The organism is Occultella kanbiaonis, assembly GCF_009708215.1.
Lineage (GTDB): Bacteria > Actinomycetota > Actinomycetes > Actinomycetales > Beutenbergiaceae > Occultella > Occultella kanbiaonis.
On the sequence record NZ_CP046175.1, the window covers coordinates 4,911,510 to 4,928,651 of the forward strand.

Below are 17,142 nucleotides of genomic sequence, written 5' to 3' on the forward strand. Positions count from 1 at the left end.
CCGATGCCCTGACCACCCCACGGTTGCCGTCACCTCTCGTGGCCGGCCCGGCCGTCGCGGTCCGGACCACAGGGTCGCGCACTCCACTGACGCGAACCGCGAGTCACACGCTGGCCAACCCACGTTTCGCGACAGGGGAACCACGCGCCACGCTCCACTGACGCGAACTGCGGGTCACGCACCCGCCGACCCACGTTTCGCGGCAGCGGAACCTGAGGGTGCGGGCCGGCCGGCGCCAGGCCTCAGGCGAGTTCCAGCTCCACCGTCACGAACGCGTGCGCCGGGATGCTCACCCGCAGGATCCCGCCCTCGACGCTCAGGCCGTCGAGGTCCTGTACCGCGACGTCCGTGACCGCGGCGGTGTTGTGCGCGTTCAGCACATCGGCGGTCAGGACCCGCCCGCGCACGCCGGCCACGGTCCGGCCGCGCAGGTCGAGGTCGACCTCCAGCGGGGCGTCGGCGTCCAGGTTCGTCAGGGACACCAGGGCCCGGCCGTCCTTCGTGCTGGCCGAGACCGAGAACGTGTCCAGCTCGCTCTCCCCGACCGTGCGCGTGGTCCCTTCGGACTTCACATCGACCCGCAGCGAGGCGGCGTCCTGGTGCCCGGAGTTCATCTCGAACACGTGGTAGGTCGGCGTGAGCACGAGGGCACCGGAGTCCGGGTCGGTGAGGATCATCGCCTGCAGCACGTTCACGGTCTGGGCGATGTTGGCCATCACGAGCCGGTCCGCGTGGCGGTGGAAGGCGTCGAAGTGGACGCTGGCCACGAGCGCGTCGCGCATCGTGTTCTGCTGGTACAGGAACCCGGGGTTCGTGCCGGGCTCAACGTTCCACCAGGTGCCCCACTCGTCCAGGATCAGGCCGACCTTCTTCTTCGGGTCGTAGCAGTCCATCACGGCCGCGTGACCGGCGATGAGCTCCTCCACCCGCGCGGCCTTGACCATGGTCGCGTAGTAGTCGTCGAGGTCGAACTCGAGCGCGCTGCCCTTGTCCGACCACGGCCCGGGCACCGTGTAGTAGTGGAACGTCAGTCCCTGGAAGTACCCGCGCGGCTCCTTCGCGCAGCCGAGGCAGTTGACCGCCTTCATGAGGGTCTCGGTCCACGCGTAGTCGTCGTCGGAGGCCCCGGCGGCGATCCGGTAGAGCTTGTTGCCACCGTGGTCGCGGCAGTACGTGGCGTAGCGGCGGGCCTCATCGGCGTAGTGCTGGGCGCTCATGTTCCCGCCGCAGCCCCATGCCTCGTTCCCGATCCCCCAGAACGGCACCTGCCACGGTTCGTCGCGGCCGTTCGCCTTGCGCAGCCGCACCATCGGGGAGTCGCCGTCCCGGGTCAGGTACTCGACCCAGTCGCTCATCTCCTTCACCGTGCCGGAGCCGACGTTGCCGTTGATGTACGGCTCGGCGCCGAGCAGCTCGCACAGGGCCATGAACTCGTGGGTGCCGAAGTGGTTGTTCTCCTCGACGTTGCCCCAGTGCGTGTTCACCATCGAGGGGCGCTCACTGCGCGGGCCGATCCCGTCCATCCAGTGGTACTCGTCCGCGAAGCAGCCACCGGGCCAGCGCAGGTTCGGGATGTTCAGGGCCCGCAGCGCCTCCACGACGTCCAGGCGGATGCCGCCGGCGTTCGGGATGTCGGAGTCCTCACCCACGTAGAAGCCGCCGTAGATGCACCGGCCCAGGTGCTCGGCGAAGTGTCCGTACAGGTGCCGGCTGATGACCGGCCCCTCCACGTCGAGGTTGATGATGGCCTTGGCTGATGCGTTCACGTGAGCACTCCACTGGGGTGACGGTTGCGGTTAAGGATGCTGGTGCGAGATGGGGATAATGGCCGGATGCCCGAAGGTCCCGACCCCGACAGTGCCGGCGATGCGCTCTTCCCCATCCCGGAGGGCGCCCGACAGGTCCGGCGCCGGGTGGTGCTGCTGACCGGCCCGTCCGGCTCCGGCAAGAGTTCGCTGACCCGCCGGCTCGGACTGCCGGTGGTACCGCTGGACGACTTCTACTTCGACATCGACCGACCAGGCCTGCCGTCCCGGTACGGCAGCGTGGACTGGGACTCGCCGGCGTCCTGGGACCACGACGGCGCCCGGGCCGCGCTGGTGGCGCTGTGCCGGGACGGCGCGAGCGACCTGCCGCTCTACGACATCCCGTCCTCGCGCCGCACCGGCACCACCCACCTGGTCCTCGACCGCGAGCCACTCGTGATCGCCGAGGGCATCTTCGCCGCAGAACTGGTCGCGGACCTGCGCGCCGAGGACGTGCTCGCCGACGCGATCTGCCTGCTCCGCCCGCGGATGCAGACGTTCTGGTTCCGGCTGCTCCGGGACTTCGCCGAGTCCCGCAAGCCCCCGATGACGCTGATCCGCCGAGGCACCGCCCTGTTCCGGGCCGAGCCCGGGCTCATCCGCGGCTGGGTGGCCAAGGGCTGCCGCGCCATCGGCGTGGCCGAGGCCGAGCGCGACATCCGCGCCCTGGCCGCGGCGCCGACCGCCCGGCGGTGAGCCGCCCGGGCGGCCGGCACCGGCCACGACTCAGGCGCCCAACCGCACCACGGACCAGGAGACGGCCGGCAGCTCGACCGTGACGACGCCGTCGGACACTGCGGCCGTGCCGTTATCGACCGGCAGCACCGACGTCGCGTCGTCCGCGGACGCCGCCCAGGTGTGATCCGGGTTGGACAGCGTCTGGGCGTCGACGACCCGCACGTCGCCGAGCGAGCGCACGTCGACGGTCAGGGTCAGCGACTCCGTGGTGGACCGGTTGACGGCGAAGATCGCCACCGCGCCGGTCTCGGGGTCGCGGGTCGCGACGGCGTCCAGGGCCGAGACCTCGCCGAACTTCTCGGTCTCGAGCGTCGGTGCCTCGACGGCCACCTGCAGCACCTCGCCCCTGGCGTGCTCGGACGTGAGCGCGAACGGGTGGAACGTGGTCTGGCGCCAGGAGCGCCCGCCCGGCTCGGTCATGATCGGCGCGATCACGTTGACGAGCTGGGCGAGGGACGCCGAGTGCACCCGGTCGGTGTGCCGCAGCAGCGAGATGAGCAGGTTGCCCACCACCACGGCGTCGGCCACGTTGTAGCGGTCCTCGAGCAGCACCGGCGCGACCGGCCAGTCGTCCCCGGTCGGCGGACGGGACTCGGCGCGGTGCTGGTACCAGACGTTCCACTCGTCGAAGGAGATGTGGATGCGCTTGGTCAGCTTCTTCGCGGCCCGCACGGCGTCCGCGGTGGCGCTCACCGAGTCGATGAAGTGGTCCATGTCGACGGCGGAGGCCAGGAAGGAGGCCAGGTCGCCGTCCTTCTCGCTGTAGTAGGCGTGCGCGGAGACGTAGTCGACGTACTCGTACGCCTCCTCCAGCACGGTGGCCTCCCACGCGCCGAAGGTCGGCATCGCCGAGGACGAGCTGCCGCAGACCACGAGCTCGAGGTCGGGGTCGATCATCCGCATCGCGCGGGCGGTCTCGGTGGCCAGGCGCCCGTACTCGTGTGCGGTCTTGTGCCCGATCTGCCAGGGGCCGTCCATCTCGTTGCCGAGGCACCACATCTTGATGCCGTACGGCTCCTCGGCACCGTTCGCGCGGCGCTGGTCGGACAGGTGCGTGCCGCCGGCGACGTTGCAGTACTCGAGGATGTCGAGGGCCTCCTGCACGCCGCGGGTGCCGAGGTTGACGGCCATCATCGGTTCGACGTCGGCCTTCTTCGCCCAGCGCATGAACTCGTCCACGCCCACCGTGTTCGGGTCGGTGGAGTGCCAGGCCAGGTCGAGTCGGCTCGGACGCTGCTCGCGCGGGCCGACCCCGTCCTCCCAGCGGTACCCGGAGACGAAGTTGCCGCCCGGGTAGCGCACGGTGCCGGTGCCGAGCTCCTTGACGAGGTCGAGGACGTCGCCGCGGAAGCCGTCCTCATCGGCGCTCGGGTGCTCGGGGTCGTGGATGCCGGTGTACACGCACCGGCCGAGGTGCTCGACGAAGGAGCCGAACGTGCGGCGGCGGACGGGCCCGACGACGAACGCCGGGTCGATCACGAGGGATGCGGTCAACATGGGGTGCTCCTGGTTGCGGGTCAGTGGTGGGGGTCGAGTCGCACGAGCCGGACGCCGTGCGGGGGGATGGTCAGCGGTTCGGCGAGGTCGAGGACCTCGCCGCTCCAGAGGTCGGTGGCGGTGTGCGGACCGCGCACGCCGGCGGCGTCAGGACGGACGACGGCGGAACTCGCCTGATCGCCGAGGTGGAAGGCAGCCAGGTAGGTGGCTGGGGCGGGCGCCGCCGCCGCGGGCCGCGTCGCCCGGGCCGACCACAGCACGGCGTCGCCGTCGCGCGAGACCTGGGCTCCGCCGTCGGAGTGCTTGAGGATCTCCAGCACGGCGGGATTGGTGAGCAGCGCGAGGGTATCGGCGTCCGTGGACGGCAGGTCGCCGCCGAACATGAGCGGGGACCTGCCCATCACCCACAACGTCATCAGGGTGCGGGCCTCGTCCGGGGTGAGCCGGCTCGGCCGGTCCTGGCCGCGCTCGGCGCGGATGCCGATCCGGCCGAGCGGGAGCATGTCCGCGTCCGCCCAGCCGCCCGGGCGCTGGGTCGGAGCCCACCGGGCGAGCCGTTCGAACTGGTCGTGGACGTCCTCCCAGCGGTCCCAGAGGTCGTCGCTGATGCGCCACATGGCGGCGTTGTCGCGCAGGTGGTCCAGGTGTGCGGTGTCCAGGCCGGTGCCGGGCGACAGGGACAGCACGATCGGCCGGCCGGACCGGCGGATCGCCTCGGCGTAGGCGGCGATCTCGGCGTCATGGAACGGGGCGAGCATGTCGTCCGCCTTGATGAAGTCGACACCCCAGTCGGCGAACTGCGCCACCTGGCTGTCGTAGTAGGCCTGAGCGGCCGGGTGGTCGTGGTTCAGACCGTAGTTGTCCGGGTTCCACGGGCACACGGACCCGGTGTCGGCCGCGTCGGCGGCGGTCCACTCGGTGCCGAGGATCGGCAGGTCGAGCTCGACGGCGCGGCGCGGGATGCCCCGCATGATGTGCAGCCCGAAGCTCAGCCCGAGGTCGTGGACCCGGGCGGCGAGCGGGCCGAACCCGGCGCCGTCGGCCGCTGACGGGAACCGGTTCAGCGCCGGTACCTGCCGCCCGAACGCGTCCAGCTCCACCGGCGGATCATCGTTGTAGCCACCGGCCCGCGCGGTGGGCTCGTACCACTGGATGTCCACGACCACGACGTTCCACCCGAAGGTGAGCAGGTGCGCCGCCATGAACTCGGCGTTGGCGAGCACCTCGTCCTCGGTGACGCTGGGACCGTAGCAGTCCCAGCTGTTCCACCCCATCGGGGGTGTGGTGGTGTCGACCTGCATCGTTGCGCGGACCTCTCGGGTGGTTCGGACTCGGGTTGGGCTGGGTGGGACCGGGTTGGACTGGGGCGGGACGTCAGTCGAGGCCGATGACGACCTTGAGACCGGTCCGCTCGGTGGCCCGGGCGAACGCGGCGGGAGCGTCGGTCAGCGGCGCGCGTTCGGAGACGAGCGAGCGCACGTCCACCAGGCCCCGCTCGACGAGCCGGATGGCACGCGGGTACATCTCCTTCATGCGGCGCACCATGACCAGGGTCAGACCCTTGCGGCGGGCGGTGCCGGCCCGGAACGACGAGGAGTCGTCGTCGGGGATGCCGCCGAGGATCACCCGGGCACCCGGCCGGGCAGCCGTCGCCGCGATGGCGATCGCGTCGTCGTTCCCGGCGATCTCGAACGCCACGTCCGCGCCGAGCCCGCCGGAACCCCAGCCCTTCCACGCGGACGCCTCGCGGGCGGCGTCGGGCGTGAGCACCTCGTCGGCGCCGTAGCGCAGCGCCGCGTCGCGGCGGTGCTCGCGCGGTTCGACGACGGCCACCCGGTCGGCACCGGCGGACCGGGCCAGTTGCACGAGCAGCAGACCGATCGGGCCGCCGCCGACGATCACCACGTCGGCCGCGAGCGGCACGTGCGCGAGGTCCCACGCGTGCAGGGCGACCCCGAGCGGCTCGAGCACGGCGCCGTCGGCCCCGGTTAAGGAGTCCGGGAGCGGGAACAGGCGGTTCGTGGGCCAGGAGATGTAGTCGGCCAGGCCGCCGTCGAGCTTCCCGTGGCCGGCGAAGCCGACGGTCGGGCAGAGGTTCGGGTGGCCCTCGTGGCACATCGTGCAGTTCATGCACGGGATCGCCGGGTCCACCGCCACGCGGACGCCGTCGAGGTCCCCCGAGGCGCCGATGCCGGCGAACTCGTGGCCCGGCACGATCGGCCGGGTGAGCCGGGCGTCGCCGATGCCACCCTCGGCGAACCAGTGCAGGTCACTGCCGCACAGGCCCACGTCGGTGACCCGGACCAGCGTGTGCCCGGGCTGCACCTCGGGCAGTTCCGCCTCCTCGATCCGGAGGTCACCCACCCCATGGAGTCTGGCCAGACGCATCCTTGCTCTTCTCCTTCACGGTGCCGCGTGGAGCACGTCCTCGCACGCGGAATATCGGTGTTGTTAACGCTATCAGGAATGCCGAGGACCGTCGCCCCGCGAGCGTGGCGGAACTACTCGGGCCGGGCCCGGAACCGTGGCGGCACGCGTTCGGGATGAACTCCCGGTAGCTGGCCATGTGTCCTCCATCGGGCGTCGGTGCGGGCGGGGTCGAGCCCCGGCCAGTCTGCCCTAGAGCGTCTGGGCGAGCCGGTGGTAGGCGGCGTTCCAGCGCAGCTCCCGGGCGAAGCCGCGCACCGTGGTCTGCGCGTCGATCACCGCGAGCTCGGTGCGGGCGATCTCGGCGAAGTCCTCGAAGACCTCGAGCCCGACGGCGGTGGTCAGCACCGTGTGGTGCGCACCTCCCGCGGTGAGCCAGGCCCGCGCCGACGTGGTGAAGTCCGGGCGCGGCACCCAGACCGCGCGCGCCACCGGCAGGTTCGGCAGCTCCGCGTCCGGGCCGACGATGTCCACCTCGTTGGCCACGAGCCGGAACCGCTCGCGCATGTCCGAGAGCGCCACCACCAGGCCCTCGCCGAGGTCGGCGTCGAAGACCAGGCGCACGGGGTCCTCGCGGTCCCCGATCCCGAGCGGGTGGATCTCCAGCCGCGGCCGGGACGTGGTCAGCGACGGGCAGACCTCGAGCATGTGCGCGCCGAGGATCTTCTGCTTGCCGGGGGTCAGCTCGTAGGTGTAGTCCTCCATCAGCGACGCGCCACCGGGCAGCCCGTGGCCCATCACCTTCGCCAGGCGCACGAGCAGGGCGGTCTTCCAGTCGCCCTCCGCGCCGAAGCCGTAGCCGGCGGCCATCAGCCGCTGCACGGCCAGGCCCGGGAGCTGACGCAGCCCGCCGAGGTCCTCGAAGTTCGTGGTGAACGCGGCGAAGCCACCCTCCTCGAGGAACGACCGCAGCCCCAGCTCCTGACGGGCGCCGTAGCGCAGTGACTCGTGCCGTTCGCCGCCCGGCAGCAGTTCGGGTGCCACGTCGTAGATCTCGGCGTAGGTGGCGACCAGAGCGTCGACCGCGGCGTCGGCCACGGCGTCCACCCGCGCCACCAGGTCGTTCACGCCCCAGGTGTTCACCGAGACACCGAACCGCAGCTCGGCCTCGGTCTTGTCGCCCTCGGTGACGGCGACGCCACGCATGTTGTCGCCGAACCGGGCCAGCTTCATGCCCGTCAGGGCCGCCCAGCCGGCCGCCGCGCGAGCCCACGCGCCCACCTGGGCGCGGACGACGCCGTCGGACGCGTGCCCGACCACGATCTTGCGGGACACGCCCAGCCGGGCCGCCATGTAGCCGAACTCGCGGTCGCCGTGGGCCGCCTGGTTCAGGTTCATGAAGTCCATGTCGATGTCGGCCCAGGGCAGCTCGACGCCGGCCTGCGTGTGCAGGTGCAGCAGCGGGGTCCGCAGCGCGTCCAGGCCGGCGATCCACATCTTCGCCGGGGAGAACGTGTGCATCCACGTGATGACGCCGATGCAGTCGTCGTCGGCGTTCGCGTCCAGCGCGGCCCGGCGGATGGCGGCCGAGTCCTTCAGGACGGGCTTCCAGACGATCCGGACCGGGATCGACTCCGACTCCTCGAGCAGCGCCGCCACCTGCTGCGACTGCTCCGCGACCTGGGCGAGGGTCTCCTCGCCGTACAGGTCCTGGCTCCCGGTCAGGAACCAGATCTCCTTGCCCTCGAACGGGTCGGTCATATTCGTGCTCACGCGGGGTCCTCCTCGGGCGCCAGGCCCTGTCCGTAGACGTTCTGGTAGCGGTCGTACAGCGAGTCGATGTCGGTCTGGGCGATCGCCAGCGGGTCCCCGAGCTGGCGCGAGATGTGCACGGTGCGGGCGACCTCCTCGCACATCACGGCGGCCTTCACGGCGGCGCGGGCGTCGGTGCCGACCGTGAACGGCCCGTGGTTCCTCATCAGCACCGCCGGCGAGCGGGACTCCCGGAGGGTCTCCACGATGCCGCGGCCGATCGAGTCGTCGCCGATCAGCGCGAACGGCCCGATCGGGATCTCACCGCCGAACTCGTCCGCCATCATCGTGAGCACGCAGGGCACGGGCTCGCCGCGGGCGGCCCAGGCGGTCGCGTAGGTCGAGTGCGTGTGCACCACCCCGCCGACGTCGCTCAGGTGCCGGTACACGTAGGCGTGCGCGGCGGTGTCCGAGGACGGCTTCAGGTGTGCCGGGGTGCCGTCCTCGATCTTCGTGCCGTCGAGCGTACAGACGACCATCGACTCCGGCGTGAGCTCGTCGTAGGAGACGCCGGACGGCTTGATCACGAACAGGTCGGCGCCGGCCACCCGCTCGGACACGTTGCCGGCGGTCCAGACCACGAGTTGGTAGCGGGTCAGTTCCGCGTGCAGCGCCGCCACCCGCTCCCTGGCCCGCCCGACGGCGGCGCGCACCGGTGCGGGAAGGTCCGCCAGCACGAGTGGTTGCGTCGCGTCGGTCGCGTCGGTCATACCAGGTCTCCCTGCGGCTCGAGGTCGGGTGCGCCGGCCGGCTCGGCCCCGGCACCGTCGGTCGACGCGAGGGCCTGGCGGCGGATCTTCTTGAGCCGGCGCATCACGTCGTTGCCGCCGCGTCCGAAGTAGTCGTGCAGCGCGGCGTACTCCGCGTACAGCTCGCCGTAGGCGGCGGTCGCCTCCTCCTCCGGTGTGTACGCACCGGCGACCCGCCCGCCCATGACGGCCGCGGCCGCGCGCACGTCCGGGTAGGCGCCGGCCGCGACCGCGGCGTGGATCGCCGAGCCGAGCGCGGGGCCCTGCTCGGAGACGATCGTGCTCAGCGGCAGCCCGGTGACGTCGGCGTACATCTGCATGAGGAAGCGGTTCCGGAGCAGTCCGCCGGCCACGACGAGCTCGGTGATCGGCACCCCGGAGGCCGCGAACGTGTCGACGATCGTCTTGGTGCCGAACGCGGTCGACTCGAGCAGGGCGCGGTAGATGTCCTCGGGCCGCGTGGTCAGGGTCTGCCCGAGCGTGAGCCCGGACAGTTCGTGGTCCACGAGCACCGAACGGTTCCCGGAGTGCCAGTCCAGCGCGACGAGCCCGTGGCCGCCGATCGGCTGGGCGGCCGCGAGGTCGGTCAGGTAGGCGTGGATGGACTGACCCGCCGCCTCGGCCTGTGTCACGTATGCCGGCGGCACGCCGGTGGAGACGAACCAGGCGAAGATGTCCCCGACGCCGCTCTGCCCCGCCTCGTAGCCGTACAGCCCGGTGATCACCCCGCCGTCGACGACGCCGCACATGCCCGGCACCTCGTGCAGGTTCTCGCTGTTGACGACATGGCACGTCGAGGTGCCCATGATGAGCACCATCTGGCCCGGTTCCACGGCGTTCGCGGCGGGCAGGGTGACGTGCGCGTCGACGTTCCCGACGGCCACGGCGATGCCCTCGGTCAGCCCGGTCCAGGCCGCGGCCTCTGCGGTGAGCCGACCGGCCCGCGCGCCGAGCGGGGCGATCGGCGCGTCCAGCTTGTCGGAGACGAAGGTCGCGAAGTCGGGATTGAGCGCGCCGAGGAAGTCGGCGCCCGGGTGGGCGCCGTCCTGGTAGATGCCCTTGTAGCCGACGGTGCTGGCGTCCCGGACGTAGCTGCCACCGAGCTGCCAGACGATCCAGTCCGCGGCCTCGACCCAGCGGTCCATGGCGTCGTAGATCTCGCGGTCCTCCTCGAGCACCTGGAGCGCCTTGGCGAACTGCCACTCGGAGGAGATCAGTCCACCGTACCTGGGCAGCCAGGCCTCGCCCCGCTCACGGGCGAGCTCGTTGATCCGGTCCGCGTGCGGCTGCGCGGCGTGGTGCTTCCAGAGCTTGACGTAGGCGTGCGGGCGGTCGGCGTACTGCTCGAGCTCGTTCAGCGGGGTGCCGTCGGCGAGCGTCGGGATCATCGTGCAGGCGGTGGAGTCGGTGCCGATCCCGATCACGTCGGCCGGGTCCGCGCCGGCGGCCCTCAGTGCCTCGGGCACCGCGTTCCTGAGCACGTCGACGTAGTCCGCGGGCACCTGCAGGGCCCAGTCGGGCGGCAGCGGTTCGTCGGCCGACGCGGTCAGCGTCCGATCCATCACGGCGTGTGGGTAGGCGTACTCCGCGCTGCCGAGCTCGGCACCGTCCCTGACCCGGACCACCACCGCCCGGCCGGACAGCGTCCCGTAGTCCACCCCGATCACCAAGGCGTCCCGGCCCTGCTCGGCCGACTGTTCGGTCATCCCTCGGTCCTCTTTCGCGTCGTTGCCCCGAATGTCACGGGCATCCTCGCCCCGTGCACCGTATCGCGATCATGTTAACGCTCACAACATGACTTGCCAACCTCCGCGCGCCACGCACTCGCGCGAGAGCGCCGAAGTGGTCGCCACGTCCGCGCTCCCGCGGGGGACTCAGCGGCGCGGCGGTCCCGAGCTGGTCCGCTCCACCAGCACGGGCGCGACCAGCTCGCGGGCCGCCGCCTCGCCACCGATCGCCGCGACCAGGGCGTCGATCGCGAGCCGGCCGAGGGCCTCGAAGTCCTGCCGGACCGTCGTCAGTGGCGGGAAGAAGTTGTCCGCGCCGACGATGTCGTCGAAGCCGACCACGGAGATCTGCCCCGGCACGTCCACCCCGGCCTCCGCGAACGCGCGCAGGACGCCGAGCGCCATCTGGTCGTTCGCCGCGAAGACCGCCGTGGGCAGGTCCTCGAGGAGCGCCCGCCCGGCCGCATACCCCGAGCCCGCGCTCCAGTCGCCGGTGAGGTCGGGCCGCGGGGCGACGTCGGCCTCACTCAGTTCCGTGTGCCAGCCACGCACCCGGGCCCTGGCGTCGAACCAGTCCTCGGGGCCGGCCAGGTGCACCACGTCCCGGTGCCCCTGGTCGAGCAGGTAGCGGGCGACCAGTCGCGCCCCCGCCTCCTGGTCGACGGAGACCAGCGGCGGGTCGTCCGGTTCCGGCGTGAGCGAGGAGATCATCAGCAGCGGCACCTCGGCGAACGCCGCACGCGCGGCGCCGGCCACCTCGTCGCCCTGCGCGATCACGACGACGCCTTCGACGGACTGGTCCATGAACGAGCCGAAGATCTCCTGCATCAGTTCGGGCGTGGGGTGCGGGGCCGCCGCCACGGTGACGAAGTAGCCGGCCGCCCTGGCCGTGCGCTCGAGCACCGCGAGGGTGCTCGCCGGGCCGGAGTGCACCGAGCCGCTGGTGATGATCCCGATGATGCCGGACCGGTGGGTGACCAGCGCCCGGGCAGCGCTGTTGCGTCGGTATCCGAGCTCGGCGATCGCAGCGAGCACCCGCTCGCGGGTGCTGTCCCGCACGTTCGGGTGGTCATTGAGCACACGGGACACCGTCTGGTGTGACACGCCCGCCACCCTGGCCACGTCATTCATCCCCGGACGCGTTCGACGGCTCGCCACCATGCGGTTCCCAACTCCCCTTGCTTCCACTTGTGTGAGCGCGAGCCTAGACCCCACCTGACGGCGGTCGACCGGATTCCGCGACCACGCGCGATCGGCACGGCCCGTGGCAGCACCGGCCGGACGCGCCCTGGCGCCGCCTCCTGCGCGCCCGGGTCGCCGCCATGGCCCGATTCGGAGACCGCTTTCCCGCGCTCTTGACAGTGAATGCATTCAACCCTAACGTTCACGGAGTCTCGTCCGAGCGGTCTGCGAAGTAGCAGTCCGCTCCGGCCGGGTGGGGCGCTGACGCCCGATACTCGCTCGGCCCACAACTGCACCACCAAACGAAACCCGACCCCGCCGGCTTCGGCCAGGCCACCTGCCCGCTCGGCTCCGTGCCGGCCGACCCGCAGCCGCAATTCGAGGAGAGACACATGACACCCAAATTCGTGAACGTTCACGAATGGCGTCAAGACGCGGTTCACGCACCCCCGAGCGCACCGTGACCGCAGCCCAGACCTCCTCGTACGCGCCGGGCCGAACCGAGCGCTGGTACGGCTGGGCGGACGCGATCGGCTACGTGGCGGTCCTGAACGTCCTGATCCTCGTGTTCACGCTTGCCGGCGGCGTGGTGCTGGGGTTCGCCCCTGCGGTCGCGGCCGCCGTCACGTGCAGCCGGGGCCGGATCCGCGGTGAGGCCCAGCCGCTGCTGCGCACGTTCGCCTCGGCCTGGCGCGAACAACTGCGCCGGGCGAACCTGCTCGAGGCACCCGGTTGGCTCCTGCTGGCGATCCTCGGGCTGAATCTCACTGCGTTCTGGGGTGAGCCGGGTAGCACCGCGCTGGTGGTCGCCCTGGTCGCGGCCGCGGCATTGACCGTCACCCACCAGCTCCTCGTGATCACCATGGACGCCCACTACACGCTGCGCGCCAGGGACTGCCTTCGCCTCGCGTTCGCGTTCGCCCTCCGATTCCCCGGCGTCCCCCTCCTGCTCGCCGCCACGACCACCCTCGTGGCCGCCGTCACCGCGTGGCTGCCAGGCCTGCTGCCCACCGTCTCGATCGGCGTCTGGCTGTACCTGTGCACCGCACTGTGCCTGTCCTTCTTCGCCGCCAACGACCGCCAGGTCGAGGCGGATTCCTCCAGCACCACCGTTTGACCTCGCCAAAGATGACGAAAGGAACACCGACCATGACACCGAGGAAGCGACTGCGAGCACCGCTCGCGATCCTGACCGTGACCGGCCTCGCGCTGACCGCCGCATGCACGAGCGGGGGTGACGACCCGGACGGCGGCGACGGCGGCGACAGCGCCGGCGGCGACGCGCTCTCGAGCCTGTCCATCATGGCGCCCTACTTCGCGGCCGTGCCTCCGGAGGAGGATGACCTGATCGACCAGGCACTCAGCGAACTGACCGGGGTCGACCTGACCGTGCAGTGGGTGCCGAACACCGACTACGGCGAGCGCACCAACGTGGTCCTCGCCGGGGACGACATCCCGGACGTGATGGTGATGGGCAAGACCCCGGCGTTCGTGCAGACGGCGGAGGCCGGCGGGTTCTGGGAGCTCACCGACTACCTCAACTCCGGTGACTACCCGAACCTCGTCTCGGAGAACCCCGAGGTCCAGGAGGCGACCAGTGTGAACGGGCACGTCTACGGCGTCTACCGCGCCCGCGACGTCATCCGGCACTGCATCATCCTCCGGGCGGACTGGTTGGAGAACCTCGGCCTCGAGCAGCCGGAGACGGTCGAGGAGCTCTACGAGGTGGCGCGCGCGTTCACCGAGGACGACCCCGACGGCAACGGCGCCGATGACACCTACGGGTTCATCAATCCCGCATGGCCTGGATCGATCGGCTCGGGCAGCCCCTATGACGCGATCGAGCTCTGGCACGGCGCCGGGAACGTGTGGTTGGAGGACGGCGGGGAACTGGTGCCGTCATTCACCACCGACGAGTGGATGGAGGCCGTGGAGTACGAGCGTGACCTCGTCCAGAACGGCTACACGAACCCGGACTACGCCACGATGGACCCGGCCACCTGGAACGAACCGTTCCTGAACGGCGAGGGCGGCATCATCGTGGACGTCCAGTCCCGGGCGCCGCAGCTGGTGGAACTCTTCCGCGAGCAGGACCCGGAGAACGCCGAGAACTACGTCGCTCTCGTCGGGCAGCCCGAGGGGCCCCACGGGACGTTCGCCATGCCCACCGCCGGCTACTCGAACTTCCTGGCCATCCCGCGGTCCTCCGTGGAGACCGAGGAACAGCTTGAGCAGGTGCTCCAGGTCCTGAACGACATGAACAGCACCGAAGCGCAGATCCTGCTGAACAACGGCATCGAGGGTGACAACTTCACCGTCGAAGACGGGTACGCGGTCTACAACGAGGACCGCCAGGACTTCACCGACCAGGTGAGCGGGGCATGGGCGCAGCTCGGCACGAACGTGGCCGGCTACGACGCGTACTCGACCCAGCCGGCCACCCCGTACGACGAGGAGCTGGCCCAGCTCCGGCTCGACCTGCAGGCGGAGGACCTCGAGAACGCGGTGTTCAACCCGGCCGCCTCGCTGGCCTCCGAGACCTACCAGTCCAGCGGCACCCAGCTCGACACCCTGATCTCGGACGCACGCCTGCAGTTCGTCGCCGGTCAGATCGACGAGGCGGGCCTGCAGGACGTGATCGACCGCTGGCACTCCCAGGGCGGCGACCAGGTCATCGCCGAACTGAACGAGCTCTACAGCGAACTCGGCTGATCGACGGTGCGGGGGCCGGTCGACCGGCCCCCGCACCACCCCACCCTGAGAGGAGGCGCGCATGGCCACGCTCATCGAGGCCGAGGCTGCAAGCGGCGGCGCGGACATCACGCAGCGGCCGCTGAACCGGCGCAACGTGCGCGAGACGATCGTGCGCTACCGGTGGCTGCTGTTGCTGATGCTGCCGGGTATCACTTACTTCGTACTGTTTCGGTTCTGGCCCATGTACGGGGCGCAGATCGCCTGGCGTGACTACATTCCGTTCCTGGGGATCGAGGGCAGCGAGTGGGTGGGCTGGAAGCACTTCGAGGACTTCTTCACCAACCCCGACTTCCCGCGTCTGCTCGGGAACACGCTGATCCTGGCAGCGCTGAGCCTGTTCATCGCGTTCCCGCTGACGATCGTGATGGCGCTGCTGCTGAACGAGCTGCGGTTGAACATCCTCAAGCGGACCGTGCAGACCCTGGTCTACGTCCCGCACTTCCTGTCCTGGACGGTGGTGGTCTCGCTCACCGGGCTGCTGTTCGCGATCGGCAACGGCCCGTTGTGGACCGGGGTGAACGACCTGCTGGGCACCGACATCAACTTCCTTACCGATCCGGCCTGGTTCCGGCCGCTGATCGTGCTGCAGGACGTCTGGAAGAACACCGGTTGGGGCACCATCATCTTCCTGGCCGCGCTCGCGAGCGTGGACCAGGAGCAGTACGAGGCCGCGATCATCGACGGCGCCGGCCGCTGGCAGCGGGTCTGGCACATCACGCTGCCCTCGATCCGTTCCACGATCATCGTGCTGCTGATCCTGCAGACCGGTCAGATCCTGAACACCGGGTTCGAGCAGATCTACCTCATGTCCAACCCCCTGAACCGCACCGTCGCGGACGTGTTCGACACCTACGTCTACTTCGTCGGGATCCAGCAGGGCTCGTACTCCTACGCCACGGCCGTCGGCCTGGCCAAGGCGATCGTCGGCGTCATCCTGATCTTCGGGACGAACTGGATCGCCAAGCGCTTCAACCAGCAGGGGATCTTCTGATGGCCAGGGTCAAGTACCGGTTCAACACCCCGGCCGGCAAGGTGTTCGATGCCGTCAACGTGATCGTTCTGATCGGCGTCGGCACCATCGCGATCCTGCCGTTCCTGTACGTGCTCGCCGGCTCGTTCGCCACCGAGTACGAGCTGACCACCCGGCCGTTCTTCCTCTGGCCGAACGAGTTCACGACGGACGCCTACGCCTCGATCCTCAGCTCGAGCGTGTTCGTGCGCGCGTTCGTCACGACCATCGTCGTCACCGGCGTCGGTACCGCGATCCAGCTCGTCCTGACCGCGCTGATGGCCTACCCGTTGTCCAAGATCGACCTGCCCGGGCGGCGCACCATCATGTCCCTGGTGGTGTTCACCATGGTGTTCTCGGCGGGCCTGATCCCGACGTTCCTGGTCGTGAAGCAGCTGGGCCTGCTGGACACCTACTGGGCCCTGATCCTGCCTGCGGCGATCAACCCGTTCAGCCTGATCATCATCAAGAACTTCTTCCAGGAGCTCCCGAAGGAACTCGAGGAGTCGGCCAAGATCGACGGCGCGAACGAGCTGCGGATCCTGCGCAGCGTGGTCATGCCCCTGTCCAAGCCGGTGCTGGCCACGTTCGCCCTGTTCTACGCCGTCGGGATCTGGAATGACTACATGTCACCCCTGATCTACCTCAACGACACGTCCAAGTGGACCCTGCAGATGTTCCTGCGCCAGGTCACCGCCGCGTCCTCCCTCACCGCCGAGGACCTCGGCAACGAGCTGCCACCACCGGCCCAGGGCATCAAGTTCGCCGTCGTCATGGTCGCCACCATCCCGGTCCTGCTCGCCTACCCGTTCCTCCAGAAGCACTTCGCCAAGGGCATGCTGATCGGGAGCGTGAAGGGATGAGGATCCTGCTCGCCGGTGACTCCACCGTGGCGGCCTGCCCGCCGCACGAGGCACCGATGTCCGGCTGGGGTGCACACCTGGCCACGTTCACGCCCGGCGTGGTGGTGCACAACTTCGCCAGGGGCGGCGCCACCACGGCGTCACTGCGGGCGGACGGGCTCTGGGACGCGCTGCTCTGGGAGGCTGCCGCGGGTGACGTCGTCGTGCTGCAGTTCGGCCACAACGACGCCAAGCAACCCGAGGTCCTCGGGGCGCGCGCGGGCTACACCACCAACCTGGTTCGGATGCTCGCCGAGGCACGCCGGGCCGGAGCCGCGCCGGTGCTGTGCACGAGCGTGCAACGGCGCGCATTCGCCGCAGGCGCGCTCAAGCCGACCCACGGAGACTACCCGGCTGCCGTCCGGGACCTGGCCGCGGCCGAGCGGGTGCCGCTGATCGACCTGACCGCGGCCACCACGGCGCTGTACGAGGGCCTCGGCGAGGACGGGTCCCGGTCGCTGTTCACGCAGTTCGGCCCCGGTGAGCACCCCAACTACCCCGACGGCGTCACCGACGACACCCACTTCAACGTCACCGGCGCGACCGCCGTGGCCCGGATCGTCGCCGACGCACTGGCGCCGCTCCTCGCTACGGCGTGAG

14 protein-coding genes are annotated in these 17,142 nt (G+C 70.5%); 6 read left to right on the forward strand and 8 right to left on the reverse strand.

The window, feature by feature from the left end:
• Window positions 1–242: 242 nt before the first annotated feature.
• The gene (locus tag GKS42_RS22520) at window positions 243–1,766 is read right to left on the reverse strand and encodes an alpha-N-arabinofuranosidase (protein WP_154795860.1); all 1,524 of its coding nucleotides are present in this window, start codon (window positions 1,764–1,766) and stop codon (window positions 243–245) included.
• Between the two features lie 66 nt (window positions 1,767–1,832).
• On the opposite strand from GKS42_RS22520, the gene GKS42_RS22525 reads away from it, so the two are divergent.
• On the forward strand, window positions 1,833–2,501 hold the full coding sequence (locus tag GKS42_RS22525) for a uridine kinase family protein (protein WP_154795861.1): 669 nt from the start codon (window positions 1,833–1,835) through the stop codon (window positions 2,499–2,501).
• Window positions 2,502–2,531: 30 nt separating this feature from the next.
• On the opposite strand, the gene arfA is transcribed toward GKS42_RS22525, so the two are convergent.
• The 7 genes from arfA to GKS42_RS22560 all read right to left on the reverse strand — a co-directional run bounded on the left by arfA (window position 2,532) and on the right by GKS42_RS22560 (window position 11,856).
• Window positions 2,532–4,040, reverse strand: coding sequence for an arabinosylfuranosidase ArfA (gene arfA, locus GKS42_RS22530; RefSeq protein WP_154795862.1), 1,509 nt, complete (start codon window positions 4,038–4,040; stop codon window positions 2,532–2,534).
• A gap of 20 nt (window positions 4,041–4,060) precedes the next feature.
• Entirely contained in the window at window positions 4,061–5,341 is a 1,281-nt protein-coding gene (locus tag GKS42_RS22535) for an alpha-galactosidase (RefSeq protein WP_232847802.1), read from the reverse strand.
• 73 nt (window positions 5,342–5,414) lie between these two features.
• Complete coding sequence (locus GKS42_RS22540) at window positions 5,415–6,404, reverse strand: zinc-dependent alcohol dehydrogenase (protein WP_232847803.1); 990 nt, start codon at window positions 6,402–6,404, stop codon at window positions 5,415–5,417.
• A gap of 255 nt (window positions 6,405–6,659) precedes the next feature.
• Window positions 6,660–8,168: an L-arabinose isomerase gene (gene araA / locus GKS42_RS22545; RefSeq protein WP_154796907.1), complete on the reverse strand. Its 1,509-nt coding sequence runs from the start codon at window positions 8,166–8,168 to the stop codon at window positions 6,660–6,662.
• A gap of 8 nt (window positions 8,169–8,176) precedes the next feature.
• Window positions 8,177–8,929 (reverse strand): L-ribulose-5-phosphate 4-epimerase, encoded by a 753-nt coding sequence (locus GKS42_RS22550; protein WP_154795864.1) that lies wholly within the window; start codon window positions 8,927–8,929, stop codon window positions 8,177–8,179.
• Window positions 8,926–10,674 (reverse strand): ribulokinase, encoded by a 1,749-nt coding sequence (gene araB, locus GKS42_RS22555; protein ID WP_154795865.1) that lies wholly within the window; start codon window positions 10,672–10,674, stop codon window positions 8,926–8,928. Before araB ends, GKS42_RS22550 begins: the two co-directional genes overlap by 4 nt.
• Window positions 10,675–10,842: 168 nt before the next feature.
• Window positions 10,843–11,856, reverse strand: a complete 1,014-nt coding sequence (locus GKS42_RS22560; protein WP_354002682.1) for a LacI family DNA-binding transcriptional regulator — start codon at window positions 11,854–11,856, stop codon at window positions 10,843–10,845.
• 442 nt (window positions 11,857–12,298) lie between these two features.
• On the opposite strand from GKS42_RS22560, the gene GKS42_RS22565 reads away from it, so the two are divergent.
• The 5 genes from GKS42_RS22565 (at window position 12,299) to GKS42_RS22585 (ending at window position 17,141) form a co-directional block, all read left to right on the forward strand.
• A complete protein-coding gene (locus GKS42_RS22565; protein WP_154795867.1) occupies window positions 12,299–12,994 on the forward strand; it encodes a YesL family protein in 696 nt (231 codons plus the stop codon).
• 32 nt (window positions 12,995–13,026) lie between these two features.
• Entirely contained in the window at window positions 13,027–14,589 is a 1,563-nt protein-coding gene (locus GKS42_RS22570) for an extracellular solute-binding protein (RefSeq protein ID WP_154795868.1), read from the forward strand.
• Between the two features lie 61 nt (window positions 14,590–14,650).
• Window positions 14,651–15,622, forward strand: coding sequence for an ABC transporter permease (locus GKS42_RS22575; protein WP_154795869.1), 972 nt, complete (start codon window positions 14,651–14,653; stop codon window positions 15,620–15,622).
• Window positions 15,622–16,503 (forward strand): carbohydrate ABC transporter permease, encoded by an 882-nt coding sequence (locus GKS42_RS22580; protein WP_154795870.1) that lies wholly within the window; start codon window positions 15,622–15,624, stop codon window positions 16,501–16,503. Before GKS42_RS22575 ends, GKS42_RS22580 begins: the two co-directional genes overlap by 1 nt.
• A complete protein-coding gene (locus tag GKS42_RS22585) occupies window positions 16,500–17,141 on the forward strand; it encodes a rhamnogalacturonan acetylesterase (protein WP_154795871.1) in 642 nt (213 codons plus the stop codon). The genes GKS42_RS22580 and GKS42_RS22585 overlap by 4 nt, the downstream gene beginning before the upstream one ends.
• Window position 17,142 lies beyond the last annotated feature (1 nt).